This is a genomic window from Dyadobacter sp. CY323, assembly GCF_021390245.1.
In the GTDB taxonomy this organism is placed as follows: domain Bacteria; phylum Bacteroidota; class Bacteroidia; order Cytophagales; family Spirosomataceae; genus Dyadobacter.
Genome location: NZ_JAJUXH010000006.1, coordinates 11510 through 34431 on the forward strand (window position 1 = coordinate 11510; position 22922 = coordinate 34431).

Consider the following 22922-nt stretch of genomic DNA (forward strand, 5'->3'; position numbering starts at 1 on the left):
TTCGGCAACGCATTCATTTAAAAATAAATCATAATAAATCAGGATATATTAGTAGAAAAAATCCCGACCTTCGCTTTTTAATTGTAAACAATACACTTAATATATTACAATGCGTCACGTCATTTTAAAAGCATCCTTTCTGTTACTTAGCTGCCCCATTCTGGTATCGGCACAGAAAGGAAATTACTCGCCGCTTCCTCTCACAGACCTCAGTTCATTCGAAACCAAAAGTGCCAACTGGTCGGTCCAGGGCAATGTCGCGATTCCTCCGACGGCCAACGGCAAGATTAAAACAACAACGGGAAGCGGAGTACTGGTGGGTAATGCAGGTACTGCAATAACCACAAAACTGAAAGCAAGTGACCTGCGCCTTTATCTCGAATTTGCCGTCTCCCCAGGCGCGGAAGGAAGTGTTACCCTGCCCGGCGGACAAAAAGTGCGCATTTCAGACAGTAGCAAACAAAAACAGTTAAGTGCACTGACCTCGGGTTATATCGGGCAATTTCCAACGCAAAATGCTGCAAAAGCTGCGGGATTATGGCAGACAATGGAACTTGCGTATGATGCTACTGTTCAGCACCTTCCTAATTCCGCGAGATTGAATTCACTGGTGTTGAATAACGTGACCATTCTCGAAACCATTTACCTGCCGAATTCAAAGACAGCGGCAGATGGTCAGCCACTGACTTTCGAAGTCACCAAAGGCACGATCGCATTCCGGAATGTCGGCTACCAATTACTTGCGAGCCGTAAACCGCTATCGTTAAATAACCTGACCTACAAAGTATACTCAGACAAATGGGACGCCAAAGAATATACGAAGGTCGATCATGAAGGAACTTCACAGGTGCTCACACAGGAAGTCACCAATGGAATGCGTGAGTTCCACCTGATTTACGAAGGTGAAATGGAAGCCACCGAAGCTGGTGATTACAATTTTACTTCCATTTATTCCGGTAATGTCATGACCCTGGATGTGGACGGAAAAAGCGTGCTGAATAATGGTGAAAGTACTTCCCAGGAAAGTCACACCGGCTCGGTGAACCTGACGCAGGGCAAACACAAGTTTAGGATCCATTATTCCAAATTCCCGTGGCGCGCGCCAGCACTTGGTTTACGCGTTGAAAAATCCGGAATCCGGCCGTACGATCTGCATACACTTTCATCGCTCCCGGAGCCAGAACCGAAACCGTACATCAGTGTCACTCCCGAAATGCGGCCTGAAATGGTCCGTTCATTTATCTTAATCGACGGAGAAAAAACAAAACGCACGCATTGCATCTCCGTGGGAAGTCCGGATGGCTGGAACTACACCATCGATCTGAACCGCGGCGCATTGATCCAGGCATGGCGCGGACAGTTTGCGGACGTGACCGAAATGTGGTACGAGCGCGGCGAGCCTCAGCTCCTTTTTCCCGCCGGACTAAAAATTCATGTTTCAGGAAGAAGCAGCTTTGCAGGTCTTGAAAATACAAATGCAACCTGGCCGGATTCTTCGGATATCAATTTCCTGGGCTATAAAATCAATCCGCAGGGATATCCTGTATTCAGGTACGGAATGGACGGCGCTACGGTGAGCGACGAGCTTGTTTCGGCAGGTAATACGCTATCGCGTACATTAAAACTGGAAGGAACAGCAAAAAAACCACTTTATTCCTTGCTGGCGAGTGGGAACAAGATCGTAGAAATTGAGAGCGGTCTTTACCAGATCGACGACCGGTTTTATGTGGTGGTCGATAAAAAAGCCAAAGCAGTTGTGCGGCCGGCTGGTCAGGTACAGGAACTGATCTTACCGATTTCGGGTACCACCAACTATTCCATGTACTGGTAGTTGTCGACCCATCTCATTCGTTTCAAGATATCCGATTTTAATAAATGAAAAATATAGTTCTTACCTCTCTGATTTCCCTTGGCTGCATGGCCGCGCTGGCACAGTCAAAAACCAATAAAGAAGACGATTTCTATCGCATTGTAACATTACCCATTCCTGAAAACATCAGGATGGAAGTGGGCGGAATGCAGGTTATGCCCGATGGCAGACTGGCCACCACAACACGCCGCGGCGAAGTGTGGCTGATTGGCAATCCATACCTGAAAGGCGATGGAAAACCGTCGTTTCACAAATTTGCGAGTGGCTTGCACGAACCGCTAGGGCTGCTGAACCGTGGAAAAGACTTTCTGGTGTCGCAAAGAGGCGAAGTGACGCGCCTCGTTGATACTGATAATGATGGTGTTGCCGACGTGTACGATTCGTTCGCTAAATGGCCGCTTTCCGGAAATTATCACCAGTATTCATATGGTCCTGTTGCGATGCCAAATGGCGAGTTGCTGGTTACACTGAACCTGGACTGGGTTGGCCGCGGGGCGAGTGGTTCCAAATGGCGTGGCTGGATGCTCAAACTCGGTGAAGATGGAAAACTGACTCCTTTCGCAACGGGACTTCGTTCCCCATCCGGATTCGGGTCATATAAAGGTGATATATTTTACACTGAAAACCAGGGTGACTGGGTTGGTTCGGGAAGAATGACGCATCTTGAAAAAGGCGATTTCGCAGGTAACCCGGCCGGATTGAAATGGAGCGGCGAGGAAGGGTCCCCAGTGAAACTAAAACCCGAAGACATCCCAAACACCGGCGAGCCGATCTACGACGTGTCCAAACGAGTAAAGGGCCTAAAACCGCCAGCTGTATGGTTTCCTCACACATTGGTCGGTATTTCAACTTCGGACTTCAAAGAAGATGTTACAAATGGAACATTCGGGCCATTTGCCGGACAGATGTTTGTTGGCGACCAGGGACATAGTATCATCACCCGCGTCGATCTTGAAAAAGTGAATGGCGTTTGGCAGGGAACTGTTTTTCCTTTCCGGGAAGGATTTATGTCCGGGATTTTGCGACTTGAATGGGGCCTGGACGGTTCTTTATTTGTAGGTCAAACGAGCCGTGGCTGGTCTGCAACGGGTAAGGAAGAATTTGGTATCCAGCGATTGGTGTGGACAGGTAAAATGCCTTTTGAAATGAAAACTGTCCGCTCGATGCCAGACGGTTTCGAGATCACATTCACCAGCCCGGTCGATAAAAAAGCTGCTGCGGATCAGAATGCCTATAAATTAAACAGCTTTACCTACAAATACCATCAAACCTACGGTAGTCCGATCGTAAATACGAAAGAAGTCCCGCTGAAAGGAATTGTCGTTTCCGAAGATGGTTTGCGTGTAAGACTGGTGGTAGACCCTGCCCTGCTTCGCAAAGGATACATTCATGAAATAAAAGCTGACGGCGTAAAAGCGACGGAAGGAAATGCATTGCTACACGCGACCGGCTACTACACCCTGAATGAAATTGCGGCGGGAAATCCGGTAGCCAGCTCACAATTCACGACGACTGTAAAAGCAGAAGCAGATCACAGCGCCCATGCGATGCCGGCCGCTGAGGCTGCAAATACCGCTGCTTCGGCAAAACGCGTTACCGAGATGCCGGCGAGCTGGACGAATGGTCCAGACCAGGTGGTGACGATTGGTACGGTACCGGGTCTCAAATTTGATATTTCAGAAATTCAGGTGAAAGCCGGAAGCCGCATTAAGATTGTTTTTAACAACAACGATGATATGCTTCATAATCTGGTGATTACCAAGCCAGGAACGGCCAATGCTGTCGGCGAAGCCGGTTTGAATTTAGGGCTGAAAGGTACTGAAATGAATTATGTGCCAAAAACCAATGACGTACTCTTCCATAGTAACATCGTCGAGCCGGAAAAATCGGAGTCCATTTATTTTGTTGCTCCGAAACAGGCCGGGACATACCAATATGTGTGCACATTTCCGGGACATTATACTTTAATGCAGGGAAAACTGAAAGTCGTTAAGTAATATTTGCTGCCGGTTTTAGTGACGTTCACCCCGAACAATCCACTAAAACCGGCATTTTTTTCAAATCATCCATTTTCTCCAAATAAATAGCAGGTATATACAAGGAGAATAAAAGTACAGTCGACTTTGATTAGCACAATTCATTGAATAAATAAAACAAAGCGTATAAGTAACTTTGAGCAGCACGGACTCTATACTGCAAGCTACTGACATCAACATTCACCTCTGGAAACGATTCAAAGCGGGTGATTCGGATGCTTTGGGCCAGCTCGCCCAGGTCCACTACCGTGCTCTTTACAACTACGCCACCCGTTTTTCTTCAGATCCCGACTTCATCCGCGACTCCATCCAGGACATGTACCTCGAATTGTGGGAACGCCGCAAAAACTTATCCGAAACGCATTTTGTCAAGTCGTATTTACTTAAAGCGTTGCGCCACAAACTCATCAAGGAGAGCATTCGCTTAAAACGGTTTCAGGAACCTCAGAGTGACTTTTTTGGTGACGATGACACCGACCCTTCCATTGAAGCGCATATCATCGAAGACGAAAACCTCCGGTACCAGAACGGCAGGCTCAAACAGATCATCACGCTTCTCTCAAAAAGGCAACAGGAAATCATCTACCTGCGCTTTTATCAAAACCTCGACAACGAGAACATAGCAAACATTATGGGACTCGGTCGGCAAAGCGTTTCGAACCTTCTCTCCCGCACTTTAAAAGACATAAAAGAAATCTGGGTTCCGGTGGAATTTGTTCTGGTGCTGTCGCTTGCGTTTTTTTGTGAGATGTGAGATGTGAGAGCCGACCGCCGAAAGCCGACTGCCCTATCACTATTTGAAAAAAAACTATACTTTTTTGGTTATATCCTGCTGAAAAGCTGACATACATACATAGAGACCATTCATATCTACGGACTTTATGATTGCAGCATTTACCCGATGATCAACTACCGCGCGCATACCGTTGAAGAATTGGCGACGGATGAGATGTTTCGCCGCTGGGTGATGGATCCGACGCCCAAACTTGCTTCGTTCTGGAAGCAATGGACGGATGAAAACCCCGACCGGCTGCATATAGTGGCCCAGGCGAGGGAGATGGTGCTTGCTGTCCATGATATTTACAAAGATGAACTCTCCGATGAAATGGTCGGTCACGAAATCCGGGAGATTGTCCGACTGGCCGAACTGAGGCCGGAGCCGGAGCAGCGTAATATTTTTTACTGGCCTGCTTTCAGGCGAATTGCTGCTGTGGTCACACTGGTGTCGGGACTGGGTTTGCTCTATTACGCCAGTGAGTCCTCATTACCGTTGGCGGGAACGAAACCGCAGGATGAGCAAACGGAAGAGTTGATGTTCTCAAAAACGAACACCACGCAGGAAGAAATGATCGTACTGTTGAGTGACAATAGTGTCGCTACGTTGTCTAAAGGCAGTAAAATCACTTTCCCAAAACATTTCGGGACTAAGGAGCGAAGGGTTTATCTCACCGGTGAGGCATTCTTTGATGTGACGAAAAATCCAGCGCAGCCATTTCTGGTTTATGCCAATGAAACCGTCACCAAAGTGCTCGGGACCAGCTTTCGGGTGAAGGCGTTTGAGGAAGACAACACCGTTCTGGTAGTTGTAAAAACCGGCCGGGTATCTGTATTTCCAAAGCATGAATATGAGGTAAAGCCCGGAGAAAAAATCGAAAAAACAATTGGGGTCATACTCAACCCAAATCAGCAGGCGGTATTTCTGAGAAAGGAAAACCGGCTCGAAAAAGGGGTCGTAATGCAACCTGCATTACTATCGGAGTCTGTAGTCCGGAAAGACCAGATTTTTGATGAAAGACCTGTTTCCGAGGTGTTCCAGTCGCTTGAAAAAATGTATGGTATTACGATCATACACAATGCCGAAACCTTGTTGAATTGCATGATCAGCGCGCAATTTGTGGATGAAAACCTGAAACAACGCATGAATGCAATTTGTGGAGCGATCGGTGCCAGCTATGACATGATAGACGGGCAGATTGTGATCAGTTCGAAGGGTTGCAACTAGTTTTTGTTTGAAACAAAACTCCTCCTGCCTATGATATAAATGGTACCGACTTGTAAATATACCAAGAATAGGAGCCAGCGATGTTTGCGCCATCACTGACTCCATTACTCCAAAAAACACATCTACTAAATGTGGGAGGCCGTTTGTCCTATCTTTTCAAATACTGAACAAAACAATCAAAAGTATGAAAAAACACCGACACTTGTCCAGGCTACTTTATCGGGTTATGAGAATATCATTTTACCAATTAATAATTGCCTCTTTCTTCGCAGGGATTTCCCTGGCGAGTCACGTTGGAGCCCAGAATGTACTTTCACAAAAGATTACCATTCAGGTTAACAACCAGGAAATCAAGACGGTACTCAGTAAATTGAACAAGCTGACGCAGGTTCGGTTTACTTATAATGCATCCATCCTGAAAACGCAGCAGAAAGTGTCCATTCACGCGGTGGAGCGTCCGCTGGGTGATGTGCTCGACGAACTGTTCAAGCCGATCAATATTACGTATAGAATTGAGGGAAAGCAGGTTGTATTGGTCAAAAACGCTCCGGAGCCCAGCTCTTCAACGCCTTCACAACTGAAAGATCCGGCCATAATTGACCGTACGATTTCCGGTAAAGTTTCGGATGAAAAAGGCCAGCCGCTGCCCGGAGTCAGCATTGTGGTGAAAGGGACAAAATCCGGAACCGCTACAAATACGGAAGGTACATACCAACTAAGCGCCCCGGACGCTGGCGGCGTTCTCACATTTTCTTACGTGGGTTATACCTCTCAGGAAGTGACGCTCAGCAGCCAGTCCAACTACGACATAACCATGCAGCCGGACGTCCGCAACCTCGAAATGGTGGTGGTGACAGCACTGGGTATAAAAAGGGACGCAAAAAAGCTGGGCTACTCCACAGCAACCATTAACACGGAGGAAATTACGACCAATCGCACAACCAACCTTGGTAACAGTTTACAGGGTAAGGTGGCCGGCCTGAATGTGACACCTCCTGCGAGCGGCCCGGGCGGTTCCACGAAGATCCGTATACGCGGCCAGTCGTCGTTCGGCGGCAACAACTCCCCGCTCATTATTGTAAACGGGATTCCGATCAATAACAGCAGCGTTTCGGCAGGTGGTTCAAATGGGAATGGAACCGGAAACCCTACCGGTGGCTCTTCGGATGCGGGCGACGGTTTGCAAAGCATTAATCAGGATGATATCGAGTCGATGACGGTGCTGAAAGGTGCAGCTGCCGCGGCATTGTATGGTTTTCGTGCGAAAGATGGCGCGATCATCATTACCACTAAAAGCGGCAGCAAAACCACGGGCATCGGCGTCGAACTGAATTCAAATTTCCAGGCGCAGGAAGCATTGGATTACACGGACTTTCAGTATGAATACGGGCAAGGTGAATTTGGGAAAAGGCAGACCTCCGTTGCAGAGGCGCAAAGCTCTGGTGTGTTTGCATTCGGTGAAAAAATGGATGGGAAACCAACGCCGCAATTCGATGGAAGTACTCAACCTTATGTGGCCCACAAAAACCGCATCAAAGACTTTTACCGCACGGGTACCAGCTTTACGAACTCCGTTGCATTATCGGGCGGAAATGAGAAAGGCAACTTCCGTCTTTCGTTTGCGAACACGGACGCAACTGCGATCATGCCGAATTCCGATTATCATAAGAAGATTTTCAACCTCGGTCTGAATTACAAGTTTTCCCCAAAGCTATCGGCGCAGCTTAATGCCAATTATTCCAACGAGTACAACAAGAATCCACCGCAGATCGGTATTCAGGATATGAATGCCAATACGACGATCTACACGCTGGCCACAAGCATTGATCCCGAATGGCTCAAAAACAGGAAGGATGCGAATGGAAATGAAATGCCACTGGCCCGATTTACAAACCGCAACAATCCATACTGGGTTGCCTACGATCGTTTTGAAAACGTCCGCCGCGACCGGATCTTCGGAAATACTTCACTTAGGTACGATTTTACGGACTGGCTTTTTGTCCAGGGCCGCATTGGACAGGATTACTACACGCGTCCGTATAACTACAACCGTCCGACCGGAACACGATCGATCGGAGCCGTGGCAACCGGCTTTAATGGGTATTACTATCAGGATGTAGCAACATTCCGTGAAAGAAACTTAGACATTCTGATTGGTGCTAACCGCACATTCGGCGATTTTGGCATCGATATTACATTAGGTGGTAATCAAATGCTGCAGGTGAGCGACAACGTTTCTACGGCGGTAACCAATTTTTATGTACGCGACCTGTATACCATCGCGAATGGCCAGGTGAAAAATCCAAATTACGGGTATAGCAAAAAGAAAGTAAACTCTGTTTACGGCGCAGCTGAGTTTTCCTTCAGAAATTTCCTTTTTGTGAATGTAACGGGCCGCAACGACTGGTTTTCTACTTTAAACCCGATGTCGAACAGCTACCTCTACCCTTCCGTGAGCGCGAGTTTTGTATTCAGTCAGGCATTTCAGAATGCACCTAACTGGCTGAGCTATGGCAAATTGCGCGCTGCCTATGCGGAAGTGGGCGGCGATACGGACCCTTATTCCAATAATTTGTACTACGGGATCAATGCTAACCCATTCAATGGAACGGCACTCGGAAACTTTCCATCGACTGTCAGCCCGAATGCGAATTTGAGGCCATTAAAAGTGAAAGAAGCAGAAGTCGGAATCGAAATGAAAACGTTCGATAATCGTCTGAACCTTGATCTTTCATTATACCGTAAGAACACGGTCGACGAAATCCTGAATGTTGACATCTCAAATGCTTCCGGATTCAGTCAGACCAAAGTGAATGTGGGTAAACTCCGCAATCAGGGCGTTGAATTCCTTTTGACGATCGTGCCGGTCAGGACGGAAGGCGTAACCTGGGAAACCGGTTTCAACGGAAGTTACAACATCAGTAAGGTGATCGAACTTGCCCCGGGCCCACCCCGTCAGCCGCGGTTTGACGTTGGTACGGGTGAATTTTTCGGTACCGTTTCTCACGAAGTCGGCAAACCACTGGCCTCACTGCGCGGATTTGACTATAAAAGGGACGAGCAGGGACGCATCGTTACTTCCGGAGGTTTGCCGCAGCAAGGCAACCTCACTACTTTCGGAAGTGCCATTCCGAAATGGGTTGGCGCGTGGGTTAATACCATCAACGTCAAAGGAATACGTATAGGAACGCAGATCGATTTTAAGGCAGGCAACACCATTTTGTCTAACTCAAACCTTAACTTCCTGCGTGAAGGACTTTCCAAACCATCCCTGGTCGGGCGGGAAGGCGGCGTATTGCTTGAAGGTGTTACAGCCGACGGTTCTCCCAATACTCAACGTGTTGAAGCTGAGCAATTTTACACCGCCTACCGGAGCACAAATATCGCAGCGCCATTTGTATACAATGGTTCTTTTGTAAGATGGAGAAGCATTACACTCGGCTATGATCTCTCACGTTTTGTGCGCGATAAAACCTTCATCAAAGGTCTGAGCATTTCAGCCATGTGCAACAATGTGTTTATGATCAAAAAATACATCGATAACCTTGATCCTGAGGCACAAGTATCGGCATCTGACAATTTACAGGGCATTGAAACCCACACGCTCCCGACTACCCGGAGCTACGGTCTTAATCTGAATGTGAAATTGTAGGTGACGATGACGATTGACGAATGATCTTGACCATTGACTAATGAATTTAGATTGATTTCCATTGATTTAGACATTGATTTTATGAAAAAAATAGTGATATATGTTACGGCTTTTAGTGTTCTGGCTGGTGCCAGTTCGTGTGATAATGGCTTTGAAGATGTGAACAAAAACCCGGTCCAAGCCACGAGCGTCGATCCGATCTACTTGTTTTCGAATGCGGAGTTTACCTCAGCCATCGCGACGCAAAACTACCAGTTGCAGATTGTGCAGCAGATCAATACACCTTATACGGGCGTACTGGAAGGCGGTAATCACAATGCAGTGTCCGACCCGAATTCGAATGCGAATTTCAATTCCTTATATCTGCAAAACGGCCCGGTGAATCTTTTGACGACAGTTATCGCTCAGACGAAAGACAATCCGGCACGGGTCAATCTGTACAATATGTCGCGGATCTGGAAGGCGTATGTATTTATGGTTCTGGTAGATACGTATGGTGATGTACCTTATTTTCAGGCTGGCAAAGCATTTCTGGAAGGCATTAATCTACCAAAATATGACGACCAGAAGCTGATTTACGATGATATCCTCAAAGAACTTTCGGAGGGTACAAAAGCGCTGGACGCAACAAAAGCCATTGAAAGCGGTGACCTGTTTTTCAAAGGAAATATTGCTCAATGGAAAAAGCTCGGAAACTCACTGCTGCTGAGAGCTGCGATGCGCTATACCAAAATTGACGTCGCAAAAGCAAAACAGTATGTAACCATTGCGGTGGACCCGGTCAACGGCGGACTGCAGAGTTCCAATGCCGACAATGCATTCATCGCATTCAACAGCACATTCAACCATCCGCTGGCAAATTATTTCCAGGGAACGGAACGTGGTAATGTGTACCTGGGAAAAGCATTTGTGGATTATCTCAAAACCACCGCAGATCCGAGATTACGTGTGATCGCCGTGAAATACGAAACGCCCGGCAACCCGATCGCAACCGCCGGGGCGGAAGATACCGCACCCGCTAACCAGGAAGGAATGCCGTATGGTTACAATGAGTCTACGCTGGCGAATGCGCCCGGATATCCTGGAAAAATCGGTTCTGCATTCAAATACTCGCAGATCAACCGGAAGACGCTGGGCAAGATCGACGCTCCAGAGTTCTTCATTACCTATTCTCAAACTTCGTTGCTGCTGGCCGAGGCGGTTCAGCGCGGATGGGCAACAGGCGATGTGAAAGCACTTTATGAGGCGGGCGTAAAAGCACATATGGCTCAACTGGCCACGTATGATGTTTCCGCCACAGTTCCAGCCGCTGCCCAGGACGCATACATTGCCGCAAATCCATTCGTAGCCGCAAAAGCTCTGGAACAGATCAACACGCAATACTGGATTTCATCCTTTCTGAATGGCTCGGAAGCGTGGGCTAATTTCCGTCGTAGTGGGTTTCCTGCATTGCCGGTCAACACCTACCCCGGGAAAGATCCTTCGGTGAAAGATTTCATCCGGCGACTGGTATATCCGGTCAGAGAAAGGTCTGTGAATGAAGCCAATTACAAAGAAGCCGTTGCCCGGATGGGCCCGGATGAACTTGGGACGCCTGTTTTTTGGGATAAATAAAAATTGTTAACCTTAATTTTTCTAGTATGCTTAAACAGAGTTTTATCGCAGGGGCACTTATGCTGCTGGGACTAACGGCCACGGCCCAGTCCATCTCCCCCACCCCTGATCAGATCAAAGCCTACACGTCCGGCTGGAAGGGTGAACGGTCCGCAGATGGTCGCCCACGTGTTTCCGACGCGATCCTGGCACGTCTGAAAAACATCTCCATGGAAGAAGCCTGGGGCGTTTTGAGGAATAAAGGGTATCACAACCAGTTCGAGGGAGACTGGCAGCTGATCCACACGGACAGTTCCATGACCGGCCGCGTGGTAACTGCCCAGTATGTGCCATTAAGACCTGATTTGGCCGATTTGGTAAAAGAAACCGGCAAGAAAGAAGGTCGAGTACAAACCGGTGGTACCAATTCCTGGCCCATTGACGTACTGAAAGACGGCGACGTTTACGTGGCCGACGGGTATGGTAAAATTGCCGACGGAACGCTGATCGGCGACAATCTGGGTAATTCCATTTATGCCAAATCAAAGCGGGGCGTCATATTTTATGGCTCCGTGCGCGATGTGGAGGGTTTGAGTGAGATTAAAGGTTTCAATGCGTGGATGAAAGGTCAGGATCCTTCCTACATCCAGCAAATGATGCTTTCGAACATCAATACACCCATCCGGATCGGCCGCGCGACCGTTTTGCCGGGCGATGTGGTGCTCGCCAAAAAGTATGGTACCATCTTCATTCCGGCACATCTGGTTGAAGAACTCGTACTCACATCCGAGGTAACCGCATTGCGCGACGAATTCGGCCATCTGCGGCTCCGGGAAGGAAAATACACCCCTGGCGAAATCGACACCAAATGGTCGGATACCATTTCAAAGGATTTTTTGAACTGGGTAAACAACTATCCCGGCAAGCTCCCGATGACGAAGAAGGAGCTTGATGATTATTTGAAAGAAAGGAATTATTAGGGGAGCTACCAGCTGTTAGCCGTTAGCTTTTAGCTGTTAGCTGTTAGCCGTTAGCTTTTAGCTTTTAGCCTTTAGCTTTTAGAAGTAATGGTTGACAGGTAATCCTGGATCTTTACTGATAGCTGATGAACCTTAATCACATTTATTCAAACAATTAATTAAAACAAAGGCTAATGGCTAATGGCTAAAAGCTAACAGCCAACAGCCAACAGCCTTTTCAACCAACTTCCCAATGAAAGAAATCTTAAAACAAATCATTGCCTCCAACAAAGAAGTCGAAAAAGCTGAAAAAGCGGCTGCTTTGGCAGAAATTAACAACCAGACTACCAAAGACAGTCGCCGGAATTTTCTTCGGAAGACTGCCGTTGGCGGGATTGCATTAGGTGGATTTATGTCAATGTCGACGGAAGATACCATTGCGCAGGCTACTTCCAAAGTAAACCGCGCTTCAAAACCTTCGGAGTTGAAAATCACGGATTTGCGCTATGCGATTGTCCAAAATGTGGGCCGGACACCGATCATCCGCATTGATACCAATCAGGGGATTTATGGTTTGGGAGAAGTTCGCGACGGTGCCGACGAGCGGTATGCATTGTTTTTGAAAGCACATTTGATTGGTCAAAATCCGTGTAATGTGGAAATGCTTTTTAAATCCATTAAGCAGTTTGGCTATCATGGTCGTCAGGCTGGTGGTGTTTGCGGGGTTGAAATGGCACTTTGGGACCTCTGCGGAAAAGCTTACGGTGTGCCCTGCTGGCAGCTGCTCGGCGGAAGGTACCGCGACAAAGTAAGGTTGTACGCGGACACGCCGGAGTCGGACAACCTGGATGAATTTAAACAAAAAATCAGGTTCCGGACGCAGGATCAAGGGTATACCTGGCTAAAAATGGATGTGTCGATCGGGATGCTGCGAAATAAGGAAGGCAGTGTGGTGAATAACAAGGTCTGGGGAGGCGGCTTTTCACAATGGGCCGGCGATTACCATTCCTATGCCAATACCAAACATCCATTCACTGCGATTCAGATCACGCCGAAAGGATTGGATGAAATGGCGAAAGTGGTGGAAGATGTCCGCAGCGTAGTAGGTTACGAAATCCCATTATCCACCGATCATTACGGCCATTTTGACCTAAATAACGGCATTCGTCTGGGAAAAGCATTGGACAAATACCGTCTGGCGTGGTTCGAAGATATGGTACCCTGGGAATATACGGATCAATGGAAAACGATTTCAGATGCATTGGAAACCCCGACTTTGACGGGAGAAGACATTTACCTGAAAGAAGGTTTTAAAGCATTGATTGAAAAACGCGCCGTCGATATCATCCACCCGGATCTGGCATCTTCCGGCGGACTTTTGGAAACCAAAAGAATTGGAGATTACGCCGAAGATAACGGTATTGCGATGGCCATGCACTTCGCCGGAACGCCGGTGAGTTTCATGGCGAACGTCCATTGCGCGGCAGCAACCCAGAATTTCCTTGCATTGGAACACCATTCAGTAGATGTACCCTGGTGGGAAAGCTTGGTAAAAACCACCGACGGCCGCAAGCTCATCGACAAAGGTTACGCGCCGGTACCTCTGGAAGCTCCGGGCCTGGGCATCGAGCTGGTAGATGAAGAGGTGAAAAAGCACCTTCATCCGAAGGATAAAAGCTTCTTCGCCCCTACTCCGGATTGGAATGAAAAGCGGTCGCATGATAGGTTGTGGAGTTAAATCGAAGAAATAAGAGGCTGTCTCAAAATGAGGCAGTCTTTTTGCTTTTTATTGGTTGCATAAAATCCTTGAATTGATTATCTTTAGATATAAGCAATTCAGCGAAAATGGCCCGCAGACAACCTTCTTTTAAACCTTACCATCAGCAGCAATTGATGCTGCTTCCGCCCAGTATTGACGATCTGGTTCCCAAAGGGCACATTGTTCGTGTGGTCGATGATGTGATCAACCGGATTAATTTGGAACCGCTCAATGCAGCTTACCATATGGCGGGCTCTGCGGGCTATCATCCCCAAATGCTTTTGAAAGTGCTTGTATTTGGCTATATGAGCAACATTTATTCTAGCAGGAAGCTGGAAGCAGCATGTAAGGAGAGCATTTATTTTATCGGGGCCGCCCGGCGGTTTTTGAGCTCGATGAGCTTTCCTGACCATAATACAATTAACCGGTTCCGGGGCGTGCGTTTGAAGGATACGTTCAGGACAATTTTCGAGCAAGTGGTCAGTTTGCTCGCCCAGGAAGGTTATTTAAGTATTGAAGAGGTCTTTACCGACGGGACCAAAATTGAGGCCAATGCCAATAAATACACTTTTGTTTGGAAGAAGGCCGGGCCGCGTAGGCGATTGCCACCAACAAAGAAAAGATGAAGAAGCAGTTAGCTGATATCTGGGCGTATGCGCAGAGCGTGGCTGCCAGCGAGGACAACTTGCCCGAGCCGCCAGACCTGACTACCATCAACAAAGAGAAAGTGCAGGATGCGGTCGATACACTTAACCAAGTGCTTGGCAAAAAAGAGAACATCGACAAGAAAATGAAGGCAAGCTAGGCTATGTGACCAAACACTATCCGGCCAATATTGCCCGTTATGAGAAACAGGAAGCCATTTTGGGTGAACGTAATTCTTACAGCAAGACTGATCCTGACGCTACGTTCATGAAGCTAAAAGAGGACCATATGCGCAACGGTCAGCTCAAACCAGCCTACAATGTGCAAATATCAACCTCGAATCAGTTCATCGTAAATCGCCGGGCGACCCCGTACTCCATTCATCCTAATCCGACTGACACCAACACACTGGCGGGGCACCTTGAACAGCATGAAAAGAGTTTCGGCTCTGCCCCAAAATCGCTGACAGCCGACGCTGGTTACGGTTCAGAAGAGAACTATACATTGCTAGAAGAAAAGAATGTAACTGCTTTTGTGAAATATGGCCTTTTTGACAAAAGCTAGAACCGCTCTTTTAACAAAAAACATCCCTTTGCAGCGGACAAACTTTATTATAATCACAAGCAAGACCATTATATCTGTCCGATGGGCCAGAAAATGGATTACATAGGCGACCGTACCAGAAAAACAACGACTGGTTTTGAGCAAACCGTAAGGCTCTACAAAGCCAAAAACTGCCAGAACTGTCCTTTGAACGGGGCCTGTCACAAGTCGCAAAGCGACCGGATCATTCAAGTCAACGTCAACCTGGAAAGACAAAAGCAGCAGGCAGACCAGCTGCTAAAAAGTGAAGAAGGGATTGCCAGGCGAAAGAAGCGGTGCTTCGATGTCGAGCCTGTTTTTGGCAACATAAAAAACAACCACGGCTTCCGCAGGTTCATGCTTCGTGGGACACAAAAGGTCGAAATCGAGTGGGGATTGATCGCAATAGCCCAAAATCTAAGGAAAAGGGCAGCCTAAGAAGGGCTGTTTTTTAGAAATAGATAAATAAGGCCTGTTAGCTTTTGACAAAGAATATTGATTGTAAATTCTTCATTCATCAAATTAAAATAAGAGGGTGCCTCAGTTTTAAAAATGAGACACCCTCTTATTTTATTATAAATCTTTATTGAGAGACGACACTGACTAACCTTCCATTAAAATGAGTAGCTACATTATCAGTGTATAGATAAAGAAAATCGCCACTAAAATAATTTGGATTTGGATAATATCCATTGGTCAAAAATATCTGATCTCCTTGCTCCAATTTTAAGTCTGCTGAAATTTCGTTGTAAAAATCAGTACTATTATGACCTTGATTAGTGTAAGCTTGGGCGATATTTGTAGTAACACCATTTCTAATTTGCTTGATGTACATTGGAGACTTAAACATGTTATACAGGATTTCGCCCTGCAACGCATTAGTAAATTTGATAGAGACATCAAAGTGATAAATTCCGCTAACAGGAGCGGTGAAGACATTAGCGGAATAATTATTTCCAAGATCATACTCCTCCGTCGAAAATAGAATATTTGAATCTGAATTTGGTGCTATCTTTCTGTCTGCTTCTGAAACACCGCTCGCTCTAAAAGCAATCTTATCGCTCCATATTGCGTTAGGATCTGCTTGAAAAGCAGTCCATTGAGGTGCATTAGCTGATCCTCTATTAAAGTAATAGCCGGTTCCAGACTCTAACGCAGCATTCGTATTCCAAACTAATAGTGAATTGGCCGGATGGACTATCGTAACACCGTCATTTAAAGAAGTTAAAGCAACCCTCGGGATTAGTATTCCTTTATTATTACTATGAATATCTAGAGCGCTACTGAGGTCTGGCGAAATGGTATTGATTCCTACGCCTTGTGCAAACAGGTTTGCTGAAAACGGAAAAGATGTGAGTAGACAGAATGCAAAAACCGTGCGGTAAAGCTTTAATAATGAAAACATTGCCTTCATTGTGTTTTTAAATTAAAGATTGAAAATTCGAACAAAATATTAGAGTCTAATATTGAAATCGAAGGTCTCAAACTTTCATTTGAAGCTAACAGACGGGTTATCTATCGGTCGAAAAGCTATTGGAAGGTAAATTAGGGGAAGATAAATCCCTTGCCAAGTCTCCCCATTTTCAGTATTTTGCATACTTCACTCTTGCCTGTAAACATGAAAAACCTACGCAATGTACTTTTCTACACGATTACAATAGGTGCCTTTTCCGCTCTGCTTTACTTCTTCATTTACCAAGGTACGTTTCTTGAAAAACCCGACTTACATGCTAAAAATCAAGTAAATAACGCCTCTTCCTGGGATCAGTTTATGGATACCTTCGGACATAATCTCACGCACCCGCTCGCCATCCTACTTCTGCAGATTATTACCATAATCATCGCAGCCCGTATCTTCGGCTGGATCTGTAAATCCATCGGCCAGCCTACGGTAATCGGTGAAATTGCGGCGGGTATTTTCCTCGGCCCGTCACTGCTGGGCATGTTTTATCCGGGTGTTTCGGCTTTTTTATTTCCCGCTACTTCACTTAGTAATCTTCAGTTTCTGAGCCAGGTCGGGCTTATCCTGTTCATGTTCATTATCGGAATGGAACTGGATTTAAAAGTCCTGAAAACCAAAGCCCAGGAAGCTGTTGTGATCAGTCACGCCAGCATTATCCTGCCATTTGCATTGGGCGTCGGACTCGCATTATACATGTATCAGGACTTTGCCCCTGAGGGAATTAACTTTCTTTCATTCTCATTATTTATCGGTATCGCGTTGAGTATCACCGCATTTCCGGTACTTGCGCGCATTGTCCAGGAACGTGGACTTTCACGTACCAAGCTGGGCACCATGGTGATCACCTGCGCCGCTACGGACGATATTACGGCCTGGTGTATTCTGGCAGCGGTTATTGCGATTGTAAAAGCCGGCTCGTTCGTAAGCTCCATTTATACCATCATCCTCGCAGCAGCGTATGTTTTCGTTATGCTGAAAGTGCTGAAACCACTTTTAAAGCGCATTGGCGATCATTATTCCTATCGTGAGGGACTCACCAAACCGGTGGTCGCACTATTCTTCCTCATTCTGCTTTTATCCTCATTTTGCACCGAAGTAATAGGCATTCACGCGTTATTCGGCGCATTTATGGCGGGTGTGATCATGCCCGCGAACCAGAGTTTCAGGAATATATTTATTGAAAAAGTTGAAGACGTGTCGATGGTGCTTTTGCTGCCATTATTCTTTGTATTTACTGGTTTGAGGACGCAGATCGGTCTGCTGAATGAAGGCTATTTGTGGCAGGTAACCGGTCTGATCATTTTGGCGGCTGTTTTTGGGAAGTTTGTAGGCAGCGCAGTGGCGGCTCGTTTTGTCAAACAATCCTGGCGGGACAGTCTTGTTATCGGTTCCCTGATGAATACACGTGGTTTAATGGAGCTCGTTGTACTCAATATCGGATATGATATCGGTGTTTTATCGGCCGAAATATTCGCGATGATGGTGATCATGGCACTGGTTACCACCTGCATGACGGGTCCGGCATTGGATCTCATCGACCGTTTTTTCCCAAAAAAGAAGTGGGAGGCTTTTCAGGGACTTTCCGAAACGTCCAGGTTTTCCCTGCTGATCGCATTTGCCAGTCCGCAGGGTGGCCGTAAAATGTTGAGACTCGCAAATAACCTCATTCAGAAATATTCTGATCGTCAGCATATTACGGCACTCCATTTATCTCCAAGCAGCTATCTGAACCAGGTCAACACGGAGGAATATCAATACGAAACGTTCAGACCCATTACCGAAGAAGCGCAACAACTCGATCTCGAATTCAATTCTCTTTTCAAACCTTCCCAAAATATTGAGCAGGATATCATCAATTCCGCGAACAATGGCGAGTATGATATGCTCCTGATCGGCATTGGCAAGTCCGTTTTCGAGGGCACATTCCTGGGCAAAATCCTGGGTTTCACTTCCCGGATCATCAGCCGCGAGCGATTGTTTGACACCATTACAGGCAAAGAAAAGTTGTTTCATGCCGATGTTTTCGATGAACGTACTACGCACATCATAAAATCCGTAAAGGTACCCGTGGGCATTCTGATCGAGAAAAACCTTAGTAAAATGGAGGAGATCTTTATCCCGATCTTCTCTCCACAGGATGAATTCCTGCTCCAATTCGCCCAAAAACTGGTGGCGAGCGGCAATCTGAATGTGTCCATTATGGATCCGTCGGATATGGTTTTACAAGATGCCGACACACACGACACGTTCAGCGCATTGCAGGAATTTGCGCCGGAGAAAGTCGCCATTCACATGGAAAAAGCACTTGAAAAAGAATTTCTTCAGGAAAAAGACCTGATGATCATCAGTCTCGACAGCTGGAAAAAAGCCGTTGAATCACATAGCATCTGGCTTTCTTACTCGCCATCCGTTTTGATCGTACGCAATTAACAGAACCGTTTCCAGGCCGCTCTGACCTGGGAACTTCCCCTATTTCAGTTTTTAAAAGGAATAATAAGTGTTTACTTTACATAAGCGACGCTAGCATTCCAACTTATGATGTCCTTTTTAAAGAATAACAGAATTTCGAGTTCCTTCAATCCCCAGACAATCCTTTTCTTCTTTCATAACTTCTTTATCAATGTAGGTACCACGCTGGTTTACGTTTCCGCCAACGTGCTTTTGCTTGAAAACCATCCCGAATATTCTCTGCCCATTGCCTATATAGCTGCCGCGCTGGCGGTTATGACCGCGGGAAAAATCTACGAGTATTTTGAACATCACCTTATATTAAAACGGCTGAGCCTCGGCACGATGGTCTCGTCGCTTTTTATGGTTGTGGTGGTGATGGGATTACTTTGGGCTGGACATGGCATTGCTACGGCTGTGGCGATTATGGTTGGGTACCGCATTATTTATTTACTTATTAATCTGGAGTTCTGGGGGTTATCGGCTTTGGTTTTTGATGTACGTCAAAGCAAAAGACTCTTCAGTGTGATTGGTTCGGGTGATATGCCTGCCAAAGCGCTCGGTGCGGTATTGGCGGTTCTGATCCATTCCAATTCGGTTTTGATGATCCTGCTGATCATTTCGCTGGTCTTCTTCGCCCTGGCTTTTTATACACAAATCCTGACTTTCCGGTTTACCGAAATCCCAAATCCACACCATTCCCGGCCTCGCCAGACTTCTGATTCCGATTCGAGGATTATTCAGAAATATTTTGGCGGCAACAAATTACTGACTTCACTCTGTCTGGGGATGGTAGCCATTGCGGCGACTGCAACCTGGATCGAGTACCATTTCTTTGTCAATGTCAAATACAAATTTCACAGCCAGCACGATGTTATTACGTTTGTAGGTACATTGTTATCAGCAACTTATGTCATTTCTACTTTTGTAAAGTTGATTCTTTCGGGAAAAACGGTTGAACGTTTCGGAGTAAAACTGACTCTTTTCCTACTGCCGCTCACCACGATCCTGATCTCACTGGGACTGCTCATTTCTTCCTATTTCCGAAAAGACGAACCTTCGTTACTTGTCTATTATTGCGTCGCGTACCTGCTTTTCGAACTCGTCAGAAGAACGATTTTCGATCCCGTTTTTCTTGTTTTGTTCCAGCCATTATCTACAAAAACACGTTTAAAAGGCCATACGCTGGCAAAGGGACTTTTTGAGCCGCTCGGAATGCTCATTGCCGGGGCTTTACTGTGGATTGTGTACACGCAACAGTTGAGCAACATCAGTCTTACATTCGACTTGTCGCTGCTCTTCGCCGTCGCGTCGCTTTTTATCTTCCGAAAAGCCTACGGACATTACATTCAGGAGCTCAAATCGGCGATCAGCAAACGATTTATAAGAAGTGGCGAAATGGCTTCCCCCGCCGAAGCGCTGCCCATTATCACTGCGAACCTAAAAAGCGACCGGAAAGAAGAAGTACTGAATGCGATTGACTGGCTGTCGAAAAACAAGGTGATCCTGTTTCGAAAAAATGTCGATTTGCTTTTGAAAAATCCTTCTGTGGCCGTCCGGCTCAGGACTTTACAAACGCTCGCCACGCTCGAAAAACCAGAACTTTCAGACACGTTCCTGAAATACATTGAAGCCGAGCCCGACACAGCCTGCCAGACACTGGCCGTCAGAATTGCCTGTTCTGCATCGTATCTATCCGACGAACAACTCGCCCGATTTCTCGCACACAACGATCTGGACATTGTCAAAGGCTGCATTATCGGTTGCTGGGAAGCTGGCAAGGCACTACCGCTCATTCATGCCACATTACGCCGGTTGTTCAATTCAGAATCCGAGGAAGATCGGCTTGCCGCGCTGGATTGTATCAAAGTTACGGGGATTAATTCTTACGAAGAATTCGTAAAAAGTTACCTGAAAAACGGCTCCGATAAAGTCCGGAATTACGCGCTCGAAGTTGCGGCCGAAGTTGGTTCGCCGCAACTTTTACGTGAGCTGAAACCAATGTTAACGGGAAATCTTTCCCGAAAAACAGTTGCAGCATTGGTCAAGTCCGGCGATCCGGGCATTCGGATCGTAGAGGAATGGCTTCATGACGACCGTGCCGGAGAACGCATTCAGCTGGTGATTAAAGTCGCTGAAAAGCATAAGAATGAATTTATTCTTTTAATACTTTTCAAACTTATTAATCATATATACCAAAATAAATTTTCTAAAAGTACTGATAGTTCTATTCATATGAACGGTATTGATACTTTTACGCATTTAGCTGCATTAAAAGCGTTGACGAGTTATTCGTTAGTCGCTGATTATAAGGATAATATATCTGAATTTGTCGAAAAAGAACTAATCCATGCTTCTCAGTTGCTGAATGGCATGGAAGATGATAGTACAGATAAAACCTGGAACGACTCGCTCGAATACGAACTCGAACTGACAGGCCGACGTCTTTTTTACCTTTTCATGATGCAGTACGACAAAGATGCGGTACAAAATGCATGGAAGGGAATCCGGCACGCGAGCAAGGAAAAACGGGCGAATTCGCTGGAAATGATCGAGAGTCTGCTGCCCCGCATGCTGTACCCCGCCCTGCATGCATTGTTTGAAGATATCCCCATTCAGAAAAAACGCGACGCATTGCGGCAGTACATGGGAAACCTGGATACCGGCCTTTCTCTGACCACTTACGTTTTGACACAGAACGAAAAATCTTTTACAACCTGGACTGTGGCACTGGCGATCAAAAATATGCCCGCACTCGACAGCGATATGGATTTGTTGAGAGGATTGGCAGAACATCCTTCCCGGTTGATCAGAGAGGCAGTGCGGGAGAAATACGCTGCATTAAGCCTGGATCCTGACTTAAAATTTACACTGAATGTACCCATGAAACACATAGAAGCGACCCAGCAAATCTCGGAAATGGAGCGGGTTATTGTTTTAAAAAACACCCAGCTTTTCTCTCAGACACCCGAAAACGTGTTAAGCTCCATTGCTCCGATCATGAAGGAAGTATCGTACAGCGATGGACAGGAAATTTTCGCAAAAGGCGACCTGGGCGACTCCATGTACATAATATACACCGGACAAGTTGGGATTTACGATGGTAAAAAACAGCTCGCGCTTTTCAATAAAGGGGAGATCTTCGGCGAACTGGCGCTGCTCGACACCGAACCGCGCTCAGCTACGACTATTGCAGAAACCGACATTCTGGTATTCCGGATCGATCAGGAAGATTTTTTTGAGCTAATGGAAGAACGGGACGAGATACTGCGCAACGTGCTGCGCATTCTTTGCCAGCGAATCCGGGTGCAGAATGACAAAATGAGGCAGCTAGCGTAGCGCGGCTAGCGTAGCCCGGCCAGGTGCATTCTTTTCATCTCGTCACGGCGGTTTCGCTCTGATTCTGTCCAGTAAGAATGGGATTCAATAAACTTTTCCTGAATTTTGTTCCAGGTAGGCAGGTCATGCACAGTTCCTCGTGCATTCAACTCCACAAAAAGCTTCATGGCGATCGGCCAGAAATCATTTCGTCCCAGATAATCCAGATCGGCGTCGCTGATAATGCGTTCCAGATGTGTTTTAGGGTTTTGAGGGATTTTTGTCGCCATAATCATTCCGCAGATCTGGTCGATCTGCTCCGGCGAGTAATCGAAATCAATCAACACTTCCCGTGCGATCCGGCAGCTTTCTTCTTCATGCCCCTGATAAGTATTCATAAAACCGCTATCATGGAACAGCGCGGCGGTTTTCAGCAAGTTGAGCGATTCTTCATCCGCAATTCCTTCAAGCTCAGCAATTTCCGCCGTTGCTCGAATTACATCGAGAGTATGATGTAATCCATGATAATGCAGATTCGGATCGAGCGAGCTCCGCATTTTCTCTATCATGAATTTTTCAACCTCTTCTACCCGCAT

The 22922-nt window shown here is 46.6% G+C and carries 12 protein-coding genes and 1 pseudogene; 11 read left to right on the forward strand and 2 right to left on the reverse strand.

The window, feature by feature from the left end; translation table 11 throughout:
* Positions 1 to 109: 109 nt before the first annotated feature.
* From LZG72_RS12565 to LZG72_RS12605, 9 genes and pseudogenes are all read left to right on the forward strand, one after another.
* A complete protein-coding gene (locus LZG72_RS12565; protein ID WP_233872408.1) occupies positions 110 to 1831 on the forward strand; it encodes a family 16 glycoside hydrolase in 1722 nt (573 codons plus the stop codon).
* Positions 1832 to 1875: 44 nt separating this feature from the next.
* Positions 1876 to 3867 carry a plastocyanin/azurin family copper-binding protein gene (locus LZG72_RS12570; protein WP_233872411.1) on the forward strand — a complete coding sequence of 664 codons (1992 nt, stop codon included), beginning with the start codon at positions 1876 to 1878 and terminating at the stop codon, positions 3865 to 3867.
* 175 nt (positions 3868 to 4042) lie between these two features.
* A complete protein-coding gene (locus LZG72_RS12575; RefSeq protein WP_233872414.1) occupies positions 4043 to 4660 on the forward strand; it encodes an RNA polymerase sigma factor in 618 nt (205 codons plus the stop codon).
* Positions 4661 to 4807: 147 nt separating this feature from the next.
* Positions 4808 to 5908, forward strand: coding sequence for a FecR family protein (locus LZG72_RS12580; protein WP_233872417.1), 1101 nt, complete (start codon positions 4808 to 4810; stop codon positions 5906 to 5908).
* A gap of 184 nt (positions 5909 to 6092) precedes the next feature.
* Entirely contained in the window at positions 6093 to 9560 is a 3468-nt protein-coding gene (locus tag LZG72_RS12585) for a SusC/RagA family TonB-linked outer membrane protein (protein WP_233872420.1), read from the forward strand.
* 81 nt (positions 9561 to 9641) lie between these two features.
* Complete coding sequence (locus LZG72_RS12590; protein WP_233872423.1) at positions 9642 to 11174, forward strand: SusD/RagB family nutrient-binding outer membrane lipoprotein; 1533 nt, start codon at positions 9642 to 9644, stop codon at positions 11172 to 11174.
* Between the two features lie 26 nt (positions 11175 to 11200).
* Positions 11201 to 12133 (forward strand): RraA family protein, encoded by a 933-nt coding sequence (locus LZG72_RS12595; protein WP_233872426.1) that lies wholly within the window; start codon positions 11201 to 11203, stop codon positions 12131 to 12133.
* A 232-nt stretch (positions 12134 to 12365) separates the two neighbouring features.
* Positions 12366 to 13850, forward strand: coding sequence for a mandelate racemase/muconate lactonizing enzyme family protein (locus tag LZG72_RS12600; RefSeq protein WP_233872429.1), 1485 nt, complete (start codon positions 12366 to 12368; stop codon positions 13848 to 13850).
* Positions 13851 to 13957: 107 nt separating this feature from the next.
* Positions 13958 to 15536, forward strand: a pseudogene (locus tag LZG72_RS12605) (IS1182 family transposase).
* Between the two features lie 145 nt (positions 15537 to 15681).
* On the opposite strand, the gene LZG72_RS12610 reads toward LZG72_RS12605, so the two are convergent.
* The gene (locus tag LZG72_RS12610) at positions 15682 to 16503 is read right to left on the reverse strand and encodes a complement C1q domain-containing protein (RefSeq protein ID WP_233872432.1); all 822 of its coding nucleotides are present in this window, start codon (positions 16501 to 16503) and stop codon (positions 15682 to 15684) included.
* 213 nt (positions 16504 to 16716) lie between these two features.
* Here LZG72_RS12610 and LZG72_RS12615 point away from each other — a divergent pair, with 213 nt between their 5' ends.
* Together LZG72_RS12615 and LZG72_RS12620 are read left to right on the forward strand one after the other, a co-directional pair.
* Positions 16717 to 18990 carry a cation:proton antiporter gene (locus LZG72_RS12615; RefSeq protein WP_233872435.1) on the forward strand — a complete coding sequence of 758 codons (2274 nt, stop codon included), beginning with the start codon at positions 16717 to 16719 and terminating at the stop codon, positions 18988 to 18990.
* A gap of 105 nt (positions 18991 to 19095) precedes the next feature.
* Positions 19096 to 22347 (forward strand): cyclic nucleotide-binding domain-containing protein, encoded by a 3252-nt coding sequence (locus LZG72_RS12620; protein ID WP_233872438.1) that lies wholly within the window; start codon positions 19096 to 19098, stop codon positions 22345 to 22347.
* Between the two features lie 5 nt (positions 22348 to 22352).
* Here LZG72_RS12620 and LZG72_RS12625 read toward each other — a convergent pair whose 3' ends face one another.
* Positions 22353 to 22922, reverse strand: a complete 570-nt coding sequence (locus tag LZG72_RS12625; protein WP_233872441.1) for an HD domain-containing protein — start codon at positions 22920 to 22922, stop codon at positions 22353 to 22355.